The following is a 20,171-nucleotide window of genomic DNA, read 5'->3' on the forward strand; positions in this document are numbered from 1 at the left end:
TGTGTGTATGAGTACCGGTGAAAATGAACAAGCATTAAGGAAGATAATAGATTTTACAAGGATGGGTAGTATTCTCATCTTGGCAATCCTGTTTTACATTTCGTGTTATGGCGCTTTTGAGTATTGGACATTAACGTCTTCTATTTCGGACCGCATTATGATCAGCATAAGCCATTTAGCGGTTTTCAAAAGTGGTTTTACTACAAAAACCCTCATATTATTTCTTTTGGCCATCTCCTTAATCGGGTCCAAAGGTAAAAAGGACGAAAAGCTTAATAAGAAGGTAATTATAATATACATCGTTATTGGTGTATTAGTATTTTATCTGTCTGAACTTATTTTGTTTGCATCAACTGACCTATTAGTGATCGCAATCAGCTATATGTTATTTTCTTCGCTGGGGTATATTTTAGCCTTAACTGGTGGAACCTGGCTTTCAAGGCTAATCAAATTGAATATGCAAGATGATGTCTTTAATAACCTGGCGGAGACATTTAAACAAGAGGAACGGCTACTGGAGAATGAATACAGCTTCAATTTCAAAGCGAAATACAATCTCAAAGGAAAAATAGTCAATAGCTGGATTAATATTATCAATCCATTCAGGGCAATCCTGATTTATGGCACAGCTGGATCCGTATGGCGCCCTTGTTAAGTTATCGCAAGGGCGCCATACGGAAATATGATCCGGCAAAAGTGCCTTCGTCGTAAGGCATATCATTACTCAGAGCATTCAGAAGGGCTATTGCATGTTGTTGTATGATTACAAAATACCTGACCTTTCACTGATAGCCTACAATTGCTTTCTGAAAAACAAACATGCTTACAAACATGAGCCTAGTTTTCACTGTCTTGATTTTGACAATTTAAACAAAAGCAACCAATCCAATCCACTTATTCCCGAGGCAATGACAGATATAACAGATGCATCTGAGTCTTCCCGGACGATAATGATCGGGTTAAACAGAGACTGGGCCAAAAAAAGTGGAGATTTCTTTGTTGAATCACCAATCAACTTCCTAACAGCGATTATTTGGTTTCTAAGGAAATACAAAGGCGGGAAATATTGTACAGTGCCTCACGCCATAGAATTTTCTCAGGCAAATTATGAGGAACTTTTTAGTGTACTACGTAGCGAACCTACGATAGAGGCATTAATAAACCCCTTCGTAAATGCCTTTTTAAATGGTGCCATGGCTCAATTGGAAGGTCAAATAGCATCTGCAAAGATTGGCCTGGCAAGGATTGCCAGCCCCCAGCTTTATTGGGTATTAAATGGTAACGATTTCTCATTAGAATTAAATGACCCGTTACATCCTAAAATACTGTGTATTGGCAACAATCCCCAAAAACAACAGGTGTACGGAGCTGTTTTAGGATTATACCTAAATAGAATCAATAAAATTATTAACCAAAAAAACAAATTGAAGATCAGCTATATTATTGATGAACTGCCAACAATTCCTATTTTAGGACTTGATAACCTGATGGCGACCGCCAGAAGTAACAAAGTTTCCGTAACTCTTGCCCTCCAGACTTATGAGATGCTAAAGCGGGATTATTCTACAGAACAGGCAGAGGTAATAATGAATCTTCCAGGGAATGTCATTTCTGGCCAAGTTATGGGTGACACTGCCAAACAGTTAAGTGAGCGATTTGGTAAAATTATGCAGGAGCGCCAGAGCAAATCTATCAATAGTAACGACATATCAGTCAGCCATTCGAACCAGCTGGAATCAGCAATTCCGGCATCCAAAATATCAAATTTAAGTTCCGGTCAGTTCGTCGGGCTTGTTGCCGATAATCCTGAACAGCGGGTACCTCAAAAAATCTTTAACAGTGAATTCATCAATGATTGGGACGCAATAAAAACTGAAGAAGATAACTATCTTCCCTTGCCTGATATTAAAGAAGTAACAGAATCAATGGTTCAGCATAACTATTTTCAAATAAAAAAGGAAGCTGCCGAGATCATTAACGATGTGCTTTCGGAGATCCGGAATGATCCTGGCAGAGCGCATTTGCTGATCATAAAGGAATAAATGCAACTGTGAAATAGTATAAATTGATAGATTGATAATTTTGTGAAGTTGATTTATGTAAATTTTCTGTATCATTCCGTTATCTAATGTAGAAAGGGGAAAATTCCTGTCACAGAAAGGATTTTCCCCCTAATTTTTGTTCGTATATATATAAGAAGTAGAAAAATTAAAACAGATAAACCTGCAATTTTGTTAAAACCTAACAAAATTGATTCGATAATTATAGATGCTGAGATCAATTTTAATGTTAAGCTGTCAGAGAACAGTTTAAAGAGAAATAGCCATCCAGCCATTGCAATTATCACGTAAAAAATTGAAGACCTAATGTCACAGGAAAACTCAGAAGAAGGAGCCTGTGAATGTTGAATGGGGAATCTGACAAAATCTCCATTACCAGGAAACTGACTAAGTAACCGTTCAAATATTCCGTTTGCGCACAGAGAATTAGAAACAAAAAAACGGCATATTAGTTAAATATACCGTTGTACTACACTTGTGTCAAATCTTACTATTCTGTCCGCCTTTGGGTCTTCTCCTACCTGACTTATGGACATAGGTTTCATATGCCTGCCAGGGAGTCGTAGTTTTCAATGGATCTATAGGTATCCGCTTTAAAATAGACTGTTGATTTATTACCCTATGTCGGATTTTAACAACCTCTTCTTTGGGACCGAAATCAAATCTGTTCCAATATTTGGTAAGAAGGATTTCATATTGAACCCTGCCGTTTTTCCTTTCAAGCTGTCCTAATGCGTTTAATTTGTCCTGGATAAACTGTGTTTTATTTACGAAGGCGGTGGAATAGGGATCAATCGCATAGTCGAGTTCAGCGATTTGCGCCTCAAGCTCCTTTAGGTTTATACCACCTATTTCCAGGTCTGCAATTTCCAGCCGGCGGTTGAAAAGTAAATTATAAGCCACAATATTCATCATGTACGGATCAACATCAGCATCCAGGCGGATGAAAAATTTGAGCATGCCTGAGGGAAGCAAGATATCCACATATATCGTGTCTTTATCCATTCCTGGAATAACCGGAACGCCAAAATGTTCTGTAAAAAGCTCAAACCCGGCTTTTTGAAACCGGGTTGAAAGCTGTTCTATTTGAATTGTTTCCATCTTTTACTCCTAATTTACATTCCCATACCATTTTCCTGTTGCTTTGCTGGTGGCAATCCTTTTACAGTTGCCTCCTGGTAAACTGCAGGAATACTTTCTTTGCCAAAATGCTTTTCAATAATTCCGGCTGGCGCCAAAACACTAGCAAGATCCATTTCTTTCCGTCTGGGCAACATATCATGTCTAACATACTCACCAGTATCTTTTCTAAGTGAGAAGGACTTTTTATCTGCTACCGCAGAAATTCTACCTGTTTCTGGCTTACCATCAGCATTCGTCCAGCTAACGGCAGGATCATTGCCTTGTTCCATGCTCCAGACCAATTGCCGCCGTGCAGTGGTATCTACCGTTTGGTTAAAGGCGAAAGGCGCCAGTTTTGCATCCAGGTCAAATGACAAACCAACAGATTTGATTTCTTCTTCCGTCTGGCCATGCCGATATACCCGCATGAAATTGCCCTTTTTTTCAGTTCGCTTCGTCATATCCAGTTTTACCCAGACCTTTTCCCGAACCACCTTTTTCTTTTCTTCGGGAGTTGGTTTACCAACTTCCTGATGAACTGCCTTTTTACCATTTTTACCTTTGCCTTCATCCTTCCCAGTTGCCAAGTCTTTATTTGCCTCTCCATCTTTGCCAACATTTTCCGATTGATCATTTCGTACCCTGTCAATTTTCACCCATCTGTCTGGTTTAAACAGATTCACCGCCTGGCGAAGCGTATAACTCTCAGTAAAATCAAGCGGGAACTGATTCTGAATCTGGTAATTTTTCTTAATTGTTTCAAAATCAGGAATTTGTTCCGCAAATATGGTCCCACGAAAATATTTAACCGCGAGTTTTGCCATAATTTCGTTGCCTTGGGGATCACTGGCTATTTTGTTGAGATCCTGCATAATATTGGTTTGGGCAACAATCCTTTTTTTATCCTCATTTGACAATTGCTCAGTTGGCTTGTTTTCGTCGAAATATTTACTGAAATCAGTTGTAGCCATCCTTCTTTCCAGCGCGAGCGTATCAACACCGTTCACGTTCGCATGCTCCACCCGTTGATTCGGAAATGATGCGAGATCAAAGGAATTGAAATACACATAACCCGCCTTTACCCGGCTATTGATTTCAACTTCCACTGCGACGTTATTGACTCTTCCTGTATAGGGAAGTTTGTAATCGCCATCTGGTCTTTTTGACAATTCATCATATTTAGCATCCCAGCCAGGACCGAAACCAGCATATTCTAGCTTTTTTACTTGAATTTCCCGGTTCTTCACTGCTTTGTCTTTTCCCTGTTGCATAGATGAAATTTTATTGTTACTTGGTTACGAGATAGATAAGTTGTTGTTATGATTTCTGCTCGTTTCTTGTTCTTTATTTAGTGATTGTGTAGTATTTGTATGCATGGAGATAATTCTCGCTTCTCCAGTTTTCTTTAAAGAGGATATGTCTAAGATGATGCCCGTGCTATCAGCAACCTTTAGAGCCTTTTCCCGAAAAGGGTCTGCACTCAAGTTCACTGTTTGGCCATTAGTGAGAAGTACTTGTACCGTTTTCCCGGAATTCAGTTGCGCTTCAACCTTTTTAACATTAACACTACAGGCTATCGGTAAATCAAGCAGTTCACTTTTCATTTTATCGTCTGCCTCCATAAACTTTACCATTCCTTCTCCATGTTCATAGACTACCTGTAGCCAAAGCGCTTTACTACCTATAAATAAGGACTCTTTCTTTAATATCGCATTGCCAGTTAATAGTACCTGCAGATCTGCCATATTCAATTGTCCAGTTTCTTTAAAATCAATATTTACAGACGCCTTTGATTGGGAATCATTTCTCTCAAACAATTTTGCCTGGACACCCACTACCTCAAGTTTCCCATAGTCATCACGTTGAATTTTATATTCCAAGCGCATTTTATAATCACCACCAATCCACTTATTTATTTCCATCTGAGCCTCTGTACCACCAAAGGTTGAATATTGTGACAAGCGTTCTTCATCTAAAGGCACATTCATCTTGCCAAGCTGTGACCTTAAACTGCACCTATTTTCCTCCTGGAGCCGTTTGAAGGAGGCGCTCATTAGTGGACGCCGGATCATTGCGACGACGAAGCGAATCCAACGGTTAGGCCGATTAAAAAGAATTTTGTTCAGCTCATTGTATTTTGATTTGACCATCAGGAGGCTGTCGCGCTCCTGACGATTCGTTGTATTGCCATACACCATCAAAATTTTTTGGAGCTGCCGACGCTTCTCTTTATTCCAATCTACTAGTGCGGCGTCCGGCGTCCATTCGTCAATCAACGCCTTTTCCCTGGCAATAAGTGAATGATAGGCCTGTTTAACCCTATTTTGCACATACATAAAATGAATTATTCAGATATCACTTAAGCTGGCGCACTTTAAATAGTCGTCTTGCCTTGACTTTTATACTTAAATGCCGAGCGCCATTTTTCTCGAATACCTCCAGGTGAAAGTTTTGGTGATGCGCCAGACCGAATCGGGGATACACAAGAACTAAACCATTACTTCCTCCAGGTAATATTTCATTGCTTTCATTTGAGGTAACAAATGGTTTTAACTCTATGGTCTGAACGGCAGTTCGTTTGACCTCATTGTTATCTATTAATGACGACCTGGTGAAATCGATAGCGTAAGGTAATTTGCTATTGTTATCTAATCTAACGACAACATGAAGCATTCCATGAGCCTGATATAGACCGGTAAGAGTGAGCTTGATTTTATCGGAACTGCTTACCGGACGACTGAGAAACGATTTTTTTGCCAAAACGCTATCCAAATCGGCTTTGACCAGCTTTTCATTATGCTGTCCGGAAAAATAGGCGGTTTCATTAGCATTGCCTCTATGATGACGCAGGTCAACCACTAACCTTGCTGTAGACTCATCGTAAATAAGGTTGAAAGAATACGTTGCCCCGTCACTTGTAATTACTGTTAAATTGGTAGGTATAAAGTCTTTATACGCTGCTTTTACCTTTAAAATGTTTTTGGCACCCTCAACCTTTTCGGCCAGAACTCCATCACTTCCCACATCTACAGGCAACACTGAAAAGGGAAAGATAATCACCGTCGTTTTATTATAGGCAATTCTTAAGTCTTTTGTAATTACTCCTGCCGTTTCCTGATTATCATCAGCATCTAGCGATTGCGACTGAGCGCGACCTGAGAATAGTCCAAGAAATAAACACAACACTACGCACATTGTTACTTTTTTCATATCTCACTTGTATTTATAATTTTACTCTTATATACTTAGGCCTTGTCCGATAGATTTAACTTTGAATGGCTGCGTCCTTAATTGCATTTCACCCTCTTTTGATATGCTCAATTCGCATTTAACAAGTTTGCCATTAATGGTCATTGACTTAACAGTGCTTCCATTTAACAAAACAGATTTTGCTTCGCTTATTGAAACTCCATAAGAAATGGGTACTGTACAGCTTTTTTCAATTTTGTCACGAAGGTGATCCAGGTAATTGGGGAAATTTGAGCGGAAAGAAGTTTCTAGCCAATGTTTTGCCATCAGTCGCTCTGCAATTTGCTGTGCTTCTACATCTTTTTCAGTCAGTTTAAATACATCTTTGATGACCGTTCTAATTTCTTCCTGACCTATTTCTGGATTTACTGACAGGAAATATTGCTCTAAAGCTATGTCTGCTTTGGATGTATTCCAGTCAATGAGCTGCATCCGGTAGTCCAACTCCTTTACATTGATTCCATGCATGATACTGTTAGGAATATCGGATATACTTTTCAACTTTATGCTATATTCCAGAGCTTCATACTCGCGAAAATGAAAGAGAAGCTGAAGGATATCACCATTATTATAGAAGAGATTTTGGACGGTGCAATTGCCATTTGCTAGGTTTACATCCTCACTAATATTATTTACCTGCTGTTCGGACAATCCCAACTTAAGCAACACTTCTTTATACATAGCCTTTTCCATAGTACCTATCTTTTTTCAGTATCATCTAATAAGAATATTTTTCTACCCGCCTTAATGGAAGCGTACACCATCTTCGTTTTTTTACCGGCAAGTGATTTTGCTGTTGCGATACCCGCATTCGCTGCCTGGGCGCCTAATGAAGGATCATACGAATTAATATCAAGAGACTGCAATACACTGGACGCACCGGCTTTCACTTCATTCCTGGTTATCGCCCCCGGTGCAGATATACCTTCCTGTGCATCATTATCATAAACCGATAGGCTAACCTTGAATATGGATTCACCAATTCCAATACTTTCGATCCGCACTTTTAACCTTTCGTCCTGTACTTCACAAAATCCAAATACAAAGCTTCCCTTGGGTACTTCTGTACCATTTAGATATACGTTCTCCTGCAACAACATCTTGATCTTCGAGCCGGAGGTAAATTTGCCGCCTTCATATATAATTGCCCTAATCGCATTATGCTGAACAGTATCCTGGTTTATTTGACTACCGGCAGCGTAAAACCGGTTAACCGTCCGATTCTTATATACGCTATCATCGTTTGTACGCCTAATTACAAGGTCTGGTGCCGACGGTTCATGAGAAAACGTAAAAACTTTACCTTTTTGGGACTTTGATTGCTCCTTGATAGCCAATTGTGTACGTTCCGGATGTTGTATATCCAGGATTTTATCTAACATTCCATTGAGTGTCTTAATTTCCGGATCAACAGTCGATGGCAACGGCTGATTCGCATTCGACAACAGCTGCTCCATTTTTTTTAAATTTTCATCACCCTCGGAATGTTCCTTACTTATGGGGACGTCCCTATGGACAGGACTTGAGGCTTTATCAAGGGACTTTTGTAATTCAGCCAGGCGTTCATTTACTTTAGCTTCTGTTGCGTCAACTCTACTTGACCTATGTTCTGCTGATACCATATCGGCTTGCTGGCCCCGTAGAGAATCAACATCTGGATTATTTAGCCAATGCTTTGATTCAATCTCCCGCAATTCTTTCAATTTTGCAGAGTCACGTGCAGCCTTGTCGTACAGGCTTAACATATCTGTCTTGCGATCCTGAATTTGCGCTCCGGGGACACTTTTGTTCAACCCATCCTGCGCCAAAGGAATATTGACATGAGCTGAAACCTGACCTCCACCCAAGCCCCAGAATATGAGACAAAGAAATGGATATATTAAAACCGGGAAAATCGTTAAAAACCGCCTTTTTCGTAGAAATGTTTCTGTCTGTTTCATACCGTTAATTTTGTTGTTTTAATAATTCACCTGCCATCTCGATCGTGTCGAGCAATCCCGGACGCTCTCTACGCATTTGGTAATAGATCTTTACACCGAACGAATCGGATTTGAGGCTATCCAAATACTTGTTATAGCGTATTATCCACTGTAATTCCTTATTATCATTTGAATAGGCTGGCAGTGGTGTAATCACTGTCTTGTTACCTAATTTGTACAATCCAGGACGCCCTTTTAATCCGTTTCTAAGTAGGCTTCCAAAGAATACAGCGACCAATATTCCAATGATAGATAAGAACCACGCTTTTTGCCTGTTCGAGTACTTTCCTTCAAAAGACTGCAATTTGTCTGCAATCTGTCTAGTCCAATTTGAGGGAGATGGTGTACTGGCATTCTTTGATGAAAAAAGAGCATTTATAAATTTCATATGCTACCTGTTTTCTGATGATATATCCCGGTTTTCTATAACATTCCACTTCTCAATTAAAAAACCGTGGCTGTTGTTGTCGGACCTGATAGTGTTGCGAACTACGCCTTCAGTAATAAGACTTCGGTTAACAATAACAGTTGGTCGGGTGATTTTTACTTTTCCATAGAATTTGAAATAGTAAGGCTCCTTTTCCAGGTCAAGTGAGATGCTATCCATTTCCACTTCCTGCGATACACTTCCCGTTATAATTCCTGCATAAAAACCGGATTCGCGTAGGTCGTTATATTGGTTTCGGGCCGTTTGGTCGGCGAGTGCGAGAGCTCTGTTTATGTTCGATTCAATGGCCTTCAAATCTGGATGCAGTGTAAAAAAGTAGCGATGAAACATGTTAATATGATCCCGTAACTCAACAGGGACATTATCCAGGCGATCAGCTGCTATTGCTTCCAATGCTTTACCTGCATAAAGAATGTGTACCTTGTTATTCGCATTATTTACAGCGTTCACGGCCCAATAAGCAACGAAGCCATTCAATACCAGACCAGCCACGTTCATAATGATCGCAAACTGTCTCACATACCGGAAGGACGCCTCCAAATTTTTGAGCGATTTAAACATGTTGGAAAATTTATATTGTTAACTTTCTTTGATTCCACGAATTTTGTCTGCCTTACTGGTAATGTCATTATTTCCAGTACCCGAACCGTTCTGCCCTGCCGCCATGCCAGCAAGCGCTCTACCGGCCATAGTCCCTAAAGCGGAGGAAGCACTATCCGTCCTTTCATGACCTTTAAGTATTTGTAGAGGCGCTCCGGCTACACCGGAAATAATCCCCCCGGCACTTCCTCCAGCCATACCTGCGACCTGAGTAGCGGCGGAGCTGGACATGTTGGTCACTTTTCTTAAAACCGAACTGGCGCCGGAAGCCTGTACAATGTAATTTGCCACTGAAGGCACAGTTGTATATCCAACTATAGCGATTACCATAAATATCAGGTAACCTGCATCTGTAGTAGAAAAAAAACTATCACCGTATTGCTTAACCTGGCTGATATCGATCTTCAACATGTTCACCTGGATTTCGTTAATAATGGAGCCAAAAATGTTGGCAACCGGCAGCCATAAAAAAACATTGATATAACGTCCTAACCAATTTACCAGGCCATTGAAAAAGCCGTCAAACGTGGCAAAGGCTAGAACAAGTGGCCCTAACATGACTAGTACAATCATGTAAAACGTCCGGATGGTATTTATACATAAGGCTGCGGCGGCATACAAAATGCTCAATATCTCTGACAACCAGACTTTGATGGTATTTTTGAAGTTATAAAGCGTCTTTTCCCAGGCAAAGCGCATACTATTACCTATCTTCTCATACCATTTCTCACCGGTACCCGTAGGATCTTCAGGATGTGTATACTTGTACCATTCTTCTCTGTCACCTGTACCTTCATCTCCAACATAGGCTTTCCAAACAGTGCTTTCCTCCATCGCTTTTTCCTTTTCCTTGATTAAGATCTCGATTGCCTTATTTGTGCCTTCAAGCATATTATTGGTGCCGTCAACGGTTGGTTGCAAGACCCCATTGAGTATGGCAATAAAGGCCGGATAGGCAGCTATGACCATGCCTATGGCAAAAGGTCTAAGTAGCGGATACACGTCGATAGGTTCGGCATTTGCAATATGTCGCCAAACCCTGCTTGCGATGTATAATAAAGCTCCTAATCCTGCAATTGCCCTGGCAACGTTGATCAGGCTTGATGCCCTCGGAATCATGGAATCATAAATGCCCTTCAAAACCTCATTAAGGCTTTGTACCTCATCCCCAAAACCATCAGCATATGAAAATTGTGGCAATAGTATGGCTACTATTACCGTAGTAACGGTAATTATGATTTTATTTTTCATCGTTAAATTTGATTGTAATTCTTACTCTGGAAACCCTTCAAGCCTTTTTTGTAGTTCTAAATCAGAGTGTTGCTTTATGCGCTGGAATAATAGCGTTTGATTGGATGCATTAAACCGGCGGACAAATGACAGCTTACTTTCCATGTCAACCGATATGGCATCAATGGCGTTTAATCTATCTTCATCATTCATTCGCATTTGTCGAGCGGTTATGATCATTAAGAGTTCGTCCAGGTTTTCTACGCTTTCATCAGTAACCCTTTTAAAGACCCGTTCAAGATAATCTAGTTCATTAGCCGAAAACTGACCCGATTTTAGGCACTGTTGGAAGCCGCTTTTGTACTCTTTAATAATCCTGATTTCTGTTTGGATGATCTCAGAAACCTTTTTGTAGTTTTTTACTGTGGGACTTACCTGCCATAAGTTCCCCAGAAAGGCATCATGCAAATTAAAGTTGCCTTCGCTGATATCTTTGACTGCCTTATATCCTTTAGTCAGGACTTCATATCCCTTTTTAAGGGTTTTTAAGTTTTCCTGGAGAGCTTCCCATTTGGCAACATTCAAGAGCAATTGTGCTATCTCAGTTGATTGCGAGTAGCCTTTAGGCATATGGATAGTCAGGCAGATTCCTACCAGGATCAACATCATTTTCACTTTCATGACTTTGTTCATTATTCCAGGTTATGTAATCGTCTTTCCAGGAAATAGTCGGTCCTTTCCTTCTCAACCTGGATCATGTATTCATCGTTTCCTTTTGAGAAATGCTGGCAGAATGCATACATATCAGATATGCTTTCGTAAATCTTCTCAATTTTCTCAATTCTTGCATCTTCACTTAGTTCAAGTGTGCCATCTGTTAAGACATCTACCAGGAGGGAAATTTGGTCGCCCGATTCCGCAAGAAGATTATTATAGACGTTCGAGACATAACTATACTGGTACGAAGTAGTATGTAAAGATTGCTTTACCCTGTATAGGTTCTGGTTACTCTGTTGAACTATCCTACGGAAATAAAGATTGATTTGAGCAACCTTGGTATACTGTTTCACTTTGGGGCTGACCGATTTAAGACTATTAAAATAGTCATCATGAAGTTTAAAATCTCCATTTTTGATATCCCCAACGAGTTGAAGTCCGTCTTTTGCTATATCGTACCCTTTAGCCAATAGGTTGCCGTAAACTTTATATAAGGCAATCTGTTGCGCTAAATATTTCTTTTGCGTCTTTTTTTGCCGAAACCACTCATTGAATGTTTGGGCATCCACATTTAAGGATGCAAGAGAAATTATCAATAACATCATCACTCTGCACATTTCAATCACATTTAGTTATATAATAGTATTATCAACTCAAGCCTATTTTAGGCCATACAACATTTTTACCACATCCATTTCAGCTTTTGTCTTCGAGCGTTGTATAGAAATCAGTATATTTTGACTGGTAAACTTTCTGGCGGCTGCTATATTTGATTCAATTCTTTCAGCAGCAGCATTGATCATTTCAAGGCGGCTTGCATCAGACATTTGCGTTGTGAACGATTCTATGACTAGCGTGATCTGGTTAATATTCTCAATACTTTCTTTCATTATTCCTTCGTAAACTTCCAGTATATAGGCAAGTTCCTGAGTGGAAAAATTTTTATCGCGCTTTAAAGAGTTATACGCGCGCTTATATTCATTTACCAGTTGCACCTGGTTTTCCATGACCTGGCGAACACGCTTATAATAGGCAAGGATATTTTTTACTCGCCATAACTCATCAAAGTAATCCTGATAAATTGTTTTCGTTTTATTTGCCCAATCAGCAATTTGATCGAGTTTGAGCTTGGATAACTCATTCTCTAAAATTCGCTGTGCATTTTGCAACTTGATTGTCTCGTTTTGAAATCGCTGTATTTGCAGGTCAATGGCTTTAATGACCTTTTTAACAGCAGCTTGAATTATTTTGGCAATTTCAATAACAATTGCATGGCTTTTCTTTGTTGGAGCAATTGTTATTGATATTGTCAACAATACGGTTATGACTATTACCCATCGCTTCATCTCGCTTGCACTTTAAGTTTGCACAATAGTATCCCATTAGGCTGTTTGCCTTTAGCTCTAACGAGTATGTAATGATTAATTACTTTCTTTCGTAGATAACGTCCTTAAACTTGAGTTTTGCGCCATCGTCAATTAATACAAAGGGATCTTCATAACCAGAAACTGTAAGCGCTAGGTTATCTGCATCAAATTTACCTGATAAGAATTCAGTTGGTTTTGTTTCCTGTTTACCCAAACTGTCCTTCCCTTCACCGGTTTTCCCTTTCTTTCTGGCATAAACGACATCCTTTTTCACTGTGTAAAGGTCTTTGGCGTCTTTAGATGCCTTATCAATGGTTAAAGTCGTTGTAGCAACAGAATAGCTACTTTCCGACGTGTTGACGTAGACACCAGAAACATTTTTACTTTTAGTACTGCAAGCTGCCAGCAGTACAATGATGCCCAGGCTAACAAGTTTTCTCATTTTACTGTATTTGTGGATTTTACAATAAGGTTACTTCAATTTACTATTTTCTTTCAGGTCTATCAATAGTGCCTTAATCCCCTGCCGAATGTCACCACCATGTAGCTCTGCATATTTACGGACCATGACTTTTTCTCTTTCTTCGGTTGTAAAACAGTAATATTCCTCTGGAGATGGTTCATACCGGTACACTTTCATAATTTGGCCGCCAAGGTCTATAAATAGTTCCCTGTATCGGCGCCCGGTTTCATTGGCCTTATTTACCGATAAAAGCAAAGTTTTCCCCTTGGATGACAAGCCCAGCACCTCCTGGATTTGATCAAACTTGTTCATGAACTTTCGCATGTCGAGTAAGATCTTACAGTCGGCGTTGTTGATGATCGCATTTTTCACAATAGGCGAACTAATGAGGTCGTCAATTTCCTGGGTTACGGTAATAGCCTCTCCAAAGTATTTCCTGACTGTTTTATACAGGTACTTTAAAAATTCAGCCATACTGCCCTTAGCGATGGCTTTCCAGGCTTCTTCAATGACGATGACTTTTCTTATTCCTTTCAACTTTCGCATCTTAGATATGAATATTTCCATACATATGAGCGTAACAATACTGAACAATATAGGGTGATCTTTTATATTATCTAACTCAAATATTACCAGCCTGTTATGTAATATATCGAGATTTTCTGTTGCATTGAGCAAATAATCAAATTCGCCTCCACGGTAATACGGGCGTAGTACGTACAAGAAATTATTGACGTCGAAATGCTTCTCCTGTACTTTTTCAGCTTTAAGCACAGGTATATAATCCTCCTGTAAAAACTCGTAAAAGGAGTTAAAACAGGGAAATATGGATGGATTTTCCTCCAACTTCTGATAGTACAAGGTAATAGCATTGGACAATGCAACATATTCGCTCCTTGTAAACAGTTCATCTTCCTTTTTCCATAAAGCCAGCAGTAATGTTTTGATACTTTCCCGTTTCTCAGTATCCATGGAATCTCCATCCGTCAAATAGAAGGGATTGAAGCTGATGGGCGAATTTTCATCATAGGTGAAATAATAGCCTCCAACGAGATCACATAATCCTCTGTAAGAATGACCGACATCAATGATCACAATATGCGCTTGTTGGATATAGTAGTGATATAGAATTCCATTCATTGCTACCGATTTCCCAGATCCTGAGCCGCCCACTACCAGCTTATTGCGGTTGGTAGTGACCCCCTGGGTCATAACGATATCTGATATGTCCACATGTAGTGGCTGGCCTGTCAACCGATCACCCAGTCGGATCCCGAAGGGACTAGGTGAAGACCGGTAAGCTGTATCAAGTTGTAGTAGACAACTCGCTTGTTCAGAAAAGGTGTCAAAAAGCTCATTAGTGGGAAGTTCTGCTGCATTTCCAGGGATTCCGGCCCAAAATAATTGCGCGACGCCTTTGTTTTCCAGTTTGGGAGTTGCCTCCATTTGAGATAATGCCGCACTGACCTGGTTGCGAAACTCTTTTAATTCCTCCAGATTATCTGTCCAGCTAAGTACATTGTAATGAACCTTAACAGGCAAACGCTGTTCGCTTATCGCTTCGTTTAAAAAGTCATTTACAGCGTCCCTGGCTATCAAATTCTGACGGCTATAGCCACTAAGGGATTGTAACCGCAAACGCTTTGCTTCCAGCTTTTTGATGGTTTTCTGGGCATCATCAACGACTATATATTGATTATAGATATGGTTATGGGGCAATAGCAAGCCTAACGGGGAAGCAAAGGAGACAGAAAACTTTGTCTTGTCTGTAGAATACTTGTCGTAGGTAATTCTAGGCCCGACTAAAGCTGGCATGGATTCTAATTCAGACAAAGTGTACATCTGGCAATAATTTGCACCTACCTTTAGCTGCGGCTTTAATTCGATGTCCACAACATTTTCCATTGTGTTATCCGTTTGCAGGTAGGAATATTTTTCCAATAGTCCGGCAGTCCCCTCTGTACCGGCTATTTCATCTGATGTTAAACGCCTGAGGGATAATTGACCTGTACTTGACAATACTTTCTCAAATTGACCAGCCGCATCCATCAATATGTCCCACAATTCCTGGCTAACGATATCCGGGTGTATTAACCTGCGTTTTAGCAGGTTATGAAAAGCCGAAGTTGCCGGCTTTCGATCAACCGCTTTCTTAGTGATGAAAAGGTAACTGGTATGTTTCATAAATGGACGTTCATGGAAAAAGCGCTCGCTGCCCAACATCAGGAAATTATCAGCATGTTTCTGGAAATCAGCCTGGTACTTGTCTTTTACATACCAGTCCTGTTTGTGGAGTACGGTATGATTTGGCAATAACTTAATCGCCTTAGCAAAGAGTTGCTGCTGCATTTCGTAATCGTCACTCGACATAGTAAAAATCTCCGGGTGCTCAACTTCATATCCGATTGTAATGTCTCCAGCCTTGCTGATTATACAGTCGTTTTCCACCTTCCAAATGGGCAAATGCTCTTCCATATCCCGAATATTCTCACTTGAAACCTTTTGTCTTAAAACAGCAGCCGCAATCGCGACTGCTGTTATCACCAGCACTATAATCAACATCACAAATTCAATTTTTTGTATCCAATGATTTCTTATCCTCATTTAGCGACCAGAATTGATTTCTGTGTCGACTTTTAATAACTATGGGCAGTTGCTTATATCCTCCGGCCTTCATCAGTCCATGCTCACCGTATTTATTCGATAGCCGCATAACGTAAATATAAAGTCCGGTCCCAATCAGAATCATCAATGGGATAAGGATGTAATACGGTATCTGGCACATGTAACCAATAACAAAGAGAACCAGTAATGCCAACGCACCAGCAGCCAGGTATACAATGTATTGCGCCTTTAAGCCCTTAAATTCTACGGATGCGTTTATTCCCTTATTGATCGCATATACACTCGCCATGTTTGCTTTTTTAGGTCAGAAAGAATGCCCGAAGAACCGCCGTAACGATCACAAGGAAAACACAACTTCCAAACCAACTTGCCGCGACTTTGTTGGTATCCTGTTCACCCGCATTCCATTTTTGATATACTTTAATGGCTCCGATAATTCCGATTACGGCGCCAATTACCAACATTAACTTACTACCCACGTCAAAATAACCTTGAACCTGCGTAGTTGCCGATGTTATACCGGCAGTTCCATCAGCAAAGGCGCTGATACTTACTACTAAAAAAGCGGAGGTTATTACAACTGCATGTTTGATTCTGTTTTTGACAACTATCACTTGTCTTTTTACTCTCTTCATATACCACTCTTCACAAAAGATTTAAAATAAAGGCCTGTTCCCGTATCACACGATGCCTCTATCACTGAACAGGCCTTTGATACACTCTCACTATACCCTTCTCACTATTTTGTGCTCTTTTGTTGGTCCTCTGCAGTTTGGGTTTACACAGTTCATCAGTTATACTTTGTTTTCTTCGTTATCACCCTGCAACACTTAAATGTGTCTTTCGGTAATAAAGCGTTATCTGTAGTCGGAGTCCTATCAGAATTGAAAATTGCGGATATCTACCACAATTGCTTTATCTCATCATGAGTAAAAAGCATCTCGCAATCTTCCTGTGCTTTGTCAACGATATAACTGATAAAAGAGGGTGCAAAACTGGAGTTAGCAAAATGAGGATATTGGCGCAACTTTTTCTGAATCAATGGAACCAATTCAACTTTAGTCCATTCTTCGCATTTGCAGGCATAAAATAGATCTGCTAATTCATCATTGAGGCTATCCGCGTCGTTAAATAATTGCCGTTCACGATCATCAAGATCACCTGCTGAAAACTCAAGCTCCTCATCATCCATGTAATTGGAATTCCCTACAACTGCCAAAGAAGGTGCTGGCATCGGCCTGCTAATGCTATCTACCTTTTTGCTACCCTTGACAATTGCTAACAACTCTAACCGATAGTATAACAAGCCTATGGCGATATAATAGGAAGCCAGTAAGGCACTGGAGATATAAAAAAACTGACCCCAACTAACATGATGTAACATTTGATGACTTTTTTTACATTTTCACAATTGCTTTTTTTCACGAAAAGTACATGTCTGATTAACTGTCGTGTATCGTTCGTTTGCAAAACAAAAATGCGTTTCAAAAAGCCGGAAAAAGTTTCCTGTGTTTACAAGTCGTTTCTGGAAACAAATTATATTATATTGATAAACAATGATTTATAAATTTAATGTTCGTTACGCCTAAAAGATAATTAGTACAGGAACAATGAAAAGTTATCGAAATATCTGCCTCGCTGTTGAAGCCAGGCGACTACATATATCAATAACTGCGCGGCCGGTATTCGCATCTATGTTGTAAAATTTGGTACGAATACTATCGAATTTGAGAGTCTCTTTATTCGATGTACTGAATATATCAGAAGCCGCCCTTAATGGCTCCAAAACAACTTCATTGACCAATACTTCAGATTCAATCATAACCTTGATAAAGCCCGCCAACTCCGACAAATTCATACTGGTTATGAATTTGCTTGTTGTTGGACTATTACCCGATGGCTCATTGGCACCGGTTGACGTGGGTACAGTGGTTGATTCTGCAATTAATTGTTGTGATTTAATGTAGAACGCTTCCTCTTCCTGGAAGAATTTTGTCAAAAATGCATGGACAGACAATTCCGACGAATCATAGTTCGCTCCCGGTTTAAGTATAACTAGATTTGTTTGCTTTTTCCAAAGTGCAAGCAAATCGATTTTTTCCTGAATTGTTTCAGCTTCAGTAAGTAAACTTTCATAGAATGATCTTAAAAACAACAATGCGTCCTCACTATTTACATTCCATCTGATTAACAGTTCCCGAAGTTGCTGTTTAATTCCTGAATTGTTCCTTAAGCTTTCAAGATCATTAACTAGCCCGGTAAAGTAATTTAAGCGCTTATAAGAAACAGGATCATTTTCTTCCAAAAAATCATCAACGGGAATGAGAATGGTCCTTAAAAGACGTACATTGTCTTTCTCAGTTAATAGTTTACGCACTGCATGAACCTTTTCCCGGATTTCAGCCTTACAATCCTGCATTGTATTAAGCGGAACCTCAAGGTCCATTTTGATCAGCGCATGTTGTACTTCACTAAAAGCTAAAAGCTGCTGAAGAGTAGAGGTTACCTGTTGATAAAATGCCTTTATAACAACAGGTAAATTAAGATCTGCTGAAACTGACTGGTTAGTTACAGCATTAATAATCGACAGTACAATAGAATGATACTGCTTAATAAATAACTCAACCTTGGAGGAGCTATCGAGATTAGATAATTCAAATTTCACATCCCGTAATACATGTTCTTTTGTTATTTCCATGTATCCAATCCACTTGAGAATGTCATCAGCTGGAATTTGGATTGATACGGAGAGGAGTTGCAGTTTCTCTTTTACAAAGAAAAATAGGTTTTTCAACTGTTTGTTCATCACGCCCTGTTTTAAAAGTAAGCTAATTGGGATAGACAGGTTCAGGAGAAAAATGGTTCAACGCGTTACCAGATACAAAATAAGGGGATGGATAGTGCATAAAATACAATGGTGGGTACATGTACCCACCATAACCGATTGATTTTTAAGGAATTAATATTTTAAAAAAAATCAGAACTTCCCGGTTCTTAGCAGATTGTAACTTTCAAAAAATATATTCATAACATTTTCTACTGCCTTTGGCCGTACATTATTGGCCTTACTGCGTAATCCTTCCGGGCTAAGTTGATCAGTTCCCTTCGTTATCAAGGCATTTGATAATACACGGTAGATTTTGCTCGCATTTTCATCTACAAAAACTGCCACCTTTGGATTTTTAAACACTTTCGTGATAACTGCCCATTCGCTTGAAGATAACCCAGTGTAGATTTTTTCACTGAGCAATTCTGAAATTTTTATAGGACCCGAATCATCATTTATCCCCAGGGACAACTGTTTAATTTCAGCGGCAAGCCAGGTTTTAATTTGTTCAACGGCAGAACTTTCATGAGAGAGGAATTTGGAATCAGGTTTGATATGCAGCTGGTCCATTAATTTTTCATATAGGTTAAGTATGGCTAGCTTCTCTTTAATCGATTTGCCTCTCATTTTATAATATAATGCAGAAGTGCATAAATCCACATATTCGCGGCTATTGAAGTTGAGGTATAACAGTGTCATATGCAATTTGATCGTCAAATCTGATTCAGGCACACCTACTTCCGAAAGCTGCTCACTAATTACCCCGAAAAAGCGGTTAAAAGTATTTAATCCATCAGCTGTCAGAAGTACACTTACATGGCTGATAAGTTCATTGGCAAATTTCAGTTGACGATAAGAGATCGTTGGATCGGCATCATCCAACAACTCAATGCTACTGATAAGCAGTTCAATGACAGTATGGTCGATTGACACTTCAGCGGTGGTTTTCCTTAATTGTTCAGTAGCCATATGCAATTCATTGCAGGCCAGGATGCGATAGGTATCCGTCGCAGGTTGATCACAGTCAAAATACTGCGTAAACCGAATCAATATAAAATCCATAACGCTCTCAAAATCTAAGATTGAAGTCACATAAAAACTACTAAGCACTTGTTGTTTATCGACTTCTACCGATTTGTGGTAGGTGATTAATTTTTGCAGAAGACCATTTATTTCCTTTTGCTGTAACTGCACATATGCCTCAGCTAATTGTGTGTTTGAGAATGAAAAAATGTTGTCTATCAATAGTTTTTTAATAGACTGAACTTCCCGCTTTACATCCATTAATAAGCTAGCCCAGTCATCAGGAGACTGTTTCATCATCGCCTCCGGATGAAATTTTTCTGCCACGAGCGACTCAATAAACGTGTAATCGTACAACATAAACGTACTTTTAGGTTAACATGAAGCTTATGCTATCTAAATAAAAGACAGGTCTTTTAGTAATACATATCGTTTTGGTAATAAAGATCTAATCCCAGTTT

Annotated in this window: 21 protein-coding genes; 2 read left to right on the forward strand and 19 right to left on the reverse strand. The window is 39.6% G+C overall.

All coding sequences use genetic code 11. From position 1 onward, the window contains the following. The first annotated feature begins 7 nt into the window (after nucleotides 1–7). Together K1Y79_RS03735 and K1Y79_RS03740 are read left to right on the forward strand one after the other, a co-directional pair. Nucleotides 8–655, forward strand: coding sequence for a YWFCY domain-containing protein (locus K1Y79_RS03735; RefSeq protein ID WP_220248656.1), 648 nt, complete (start codon nucleotides 8–10; stop codon nucleotides 653–655). Between the two features lie 94 nt (nucleotides 656–749). Continuing rightward, nucleotides 750–2,042, forward strand: coding sequence for a TraM recognition domain-containing protein (locus tag K1Y79_RS03740; RefSeq protein ID WP_220248657.1), 1,293 nt, complete (start codon nucleotides 750–752; stop codon nucleotides 2,040–2,042). 498 nt (nucleotides 2,043–2,540) lie between these two features. Here the strand turns inward: K1Y79_RS03740 and K1Y79_RS03745 are convergent, their stop codons facing one another. The 19 genes from K1Y79_RS03745 to K1Y79_RS03835 form a co-directional block, all read right to left on the reverse strand. Further along, nucleotides 2,541–3,161 (reverse strand): hypothetical protein, encoded by a 621-nt coding sequence (locus K1Y79_RS03745; RefSeq protein ID WP_220248658.1) that lies wholly within the window; start codon nucleotides 3,159–3,161, stop codon nucleotides 2,541–2,543. Between the two features lie 14 nt (nucleotides 3,162–3,175). Then, nucleotides 3,176–4,453: a hypothetical protein gene (locus K1Y79_RS03750; RefSeq protein ID WP_220248659.1), complete on the reverse strand. Its 1,278-nt coding sequence runs from the start codon at nucleotides 4,451–4,453 to the stop codon at nucleotides 3,176–3,178. Nucleotides 4,454–4,477: 24 nt separating this feature from the next. Further along, nucleotides 4,478–5,518, reverse strand: a complete 1,041-nt coding sequence (locus K1Y79_RS03755) for a hypothetical protein (RefSeq protein WP_220248660.1) — start codon at nucleotides 5,516–5,518, stop codon at nucleotides 4,478–4,480. A 19-nt stretch (nucleotides 5,519–5,537) separates the two neighbouring features. Continuing rightward, a complete protein-coding gene (gene traN, locus K1Y79_RS03760) occupies nucleotides 5,538–6,392 on the reverse strand; it encodes a conjugative transposon protein TraN (protein ID WP_220248661.1) in 855 nt (284 codons plus the stop codon). A gap of 27 nt (nucleotides 6,393–6,419) precedes the next feature. After that, a complete protein-coding gene (locus tag K1Y79_RS03765) occupies nucleotides 6,420–7,124 on the reverse strand; it encodes a VIT1/CCC1 transporter family protein (protein WP_220248662.1) in 705 nt (234 codons plus the stop codon). A 5-nt stretch (nucleotides 7,125–7,129) separates the two neighbouring features. Further along, nucleotides 7,130–8,371, reverse strand: coding sequence for a conjugative transposon protein TraM (gene traM / locus K1Y79_RS03770; protein ID WP_220248663.1), 1,242 nt, complete (start codon nucleotides 8,369–8,371; stop codon nucleotides 7,130–7,132). Nucleotides 8,372–8,375: 4 nt separating this feature from the next. Beyond that, a complete protein-coding gene (locus tag K1Y79_RS03775) occupies nucleotides 8,376–8,798 on the reverse strand; it encodes a hypothetical protein (protein ID WP_220248664.1) in 423 nt (140 codons plus the stop codon). Between the two features lie 3 nt (nucleotides 8,799–8,801). Beyond that, nucleotides 8,802–9,419 (reverse strand): conjugative transposon protein TraK, encoded by a 618-nt coding sequence (gene traK, locus K1Y79_RS03780; RefSeq protein ID WP_220248665.1) that lies wholly within the window; start codon nucleotides 9,417–9,419, stop codon nucleotides 8,802–8,804. Between the two features lie 18 nt (nucleotides 9,420–9,437). Then, nucleotides 9,438–10,709: a conjugative transposon protein TraJ gene (gene traJ, locus K1Y79_RS03785; RefSeq protein ID WP_220248666.1), complete on the reverse strand. Its 1,272-nt coding sequence runs from the start codon at nucleotides 10,707–10,709 to the stop codon at nucleotides 9,438–9,440. A gap of 21 nt (nucleotides 10,710–10,730) precedes the next feature. Further along, entirely contained in the window at nucleotides 10,731–11,381 is a 651-nt protein-coding gene (locus K1Y79_RS03790) for a TerB family tellurite resistance protein (protein WP_220248667.1), read from the reverse strand. Continuing rightward, nucleotides 11,381–12,010, reverse strand: coding sequence for a hypothetical protein (locus K1Y79_RS03795; protein ID WP_220248668.1), 630 nt, complete (start codon nucleotides 12,008–12,010; stop codon nucleotides 11,381–11,383). Before K1Y79_RS03795 ends, K1Y79_RS03790 begins: the two co-directional genes overlap by 1 nt. A 54-nt stretch (nucleotides 12,011–12,064) precedes the next feature. Beyond that, a complete protein-coding gene (locus K1Y79_RS03800; protein ID WP_220248669.1) occupies nucleotides 12,065–12,751 on the reverse strand; it encodes a conjugal transfer protein TraI in 687 nt (228 codons plus the stop codon). A 79-nt stretch (nucleotides 12,752–12,830) separates the two neighbouring features. Continuing rightward, nucleotides 12,831–13,214: a hypothetical protein gene (locus K1Y79_RS03805; RefSeq protein WP_220248670.1), complete on the reverse strand. Its 384-nt coding sequence runs from the start codon at nucleotides 13,212–13,214 to the stop codon at nucleotides 12,831–12,833. Nucleotides 13,215–13,244: 30 nt separating this feature from the next. Next, nucleotides 13,245–15,839: a TraG family conjugative transposon ATPase gene (locus K1Y79_RS03810; protein ID WP_236059474.1), complete on the reverse strand. Its 2,595-nt coding sequence runs from the start codon at nucleotides 15,837–15,839 to the stop codon at nucleotides 13,245–13,247. Next, nucleotides 15,805–16,149 carry a DUF4133 domain-containing protein gene (locus K1Y79_RS03815; protein ID WP_220248671.1) on the reverse strand — a complete coding sequence of 115 codons (345 nt, stop codon included), beginning with the start codon at nucleotides 16,147–16,149 and terminating at the stop codon, nucleotides 15,805–15,807. Before K1Y79_RS03815 ends, K1Y79_RS03810 begins: the two co-directional genes overlap by 35 nt. A 10-nt stretch (nucleotides 16,150–16,159) precedes the next feature. Continuing rightward, complete coding sequence (locus K1Y79_RS03820; RefSeq protein WP_220248672.1) at nucleotides 16,160–16,495, reverse strand: DUF4134 domain-containing protein; 336 nt, start codon at nucleotides 16,493–16,495, stop codon at nucleotides 16,160–16,162. A 266-nt stretch (nucleotides 16,496–16,761) separates the two neighbouring features. After that, nucleotides 16,762–17,244, reverse strand: a complete 483-nt coding sequence (locus K1Y79_RS03825; RefSeq protein ID WP_220248673.1) for a hypothetical protein — start codon at nucleotides 17,242–17,244, stop codon at nucleotides 16,762–16,764. A gap of 234 nt (nucleotides 17,245–17,478) precedes the next feature. Continuing rightward, a complete protein-coding gene (locus K1Y79_RS03830) occupies nucleotides 17,479–18,666 on the reverse strand; it encodes a hypothetical protein (RefSeq protein ID WP_220248674.1) in 1,188 nt (395 codons plus the stop codon). 171 nt (nucleotides 18,667–18,837) lie between these two features. Continuing rightward, a complete protein-coding gene (locus tag K1Y79_RS03835; protein WP_220248675.1) occupies nucleotides 18,838–20,070 on the reverse strand; it encodes a hypothetical protein in 1,233 nt (410 codons plus the stop codon). Nucleotides 20,071–20,171 lie beyond the last annotated feature (101 nt).

The organism is Chitinophaga rhizophila (genome assembly GCF_019492185.1).
GTDB lineage: Bacteria > Bacteroidota > Bacteroidia > Chitinophagales > Chitinophagaceae > Chitinophaga > Chitinophaga rhizophila.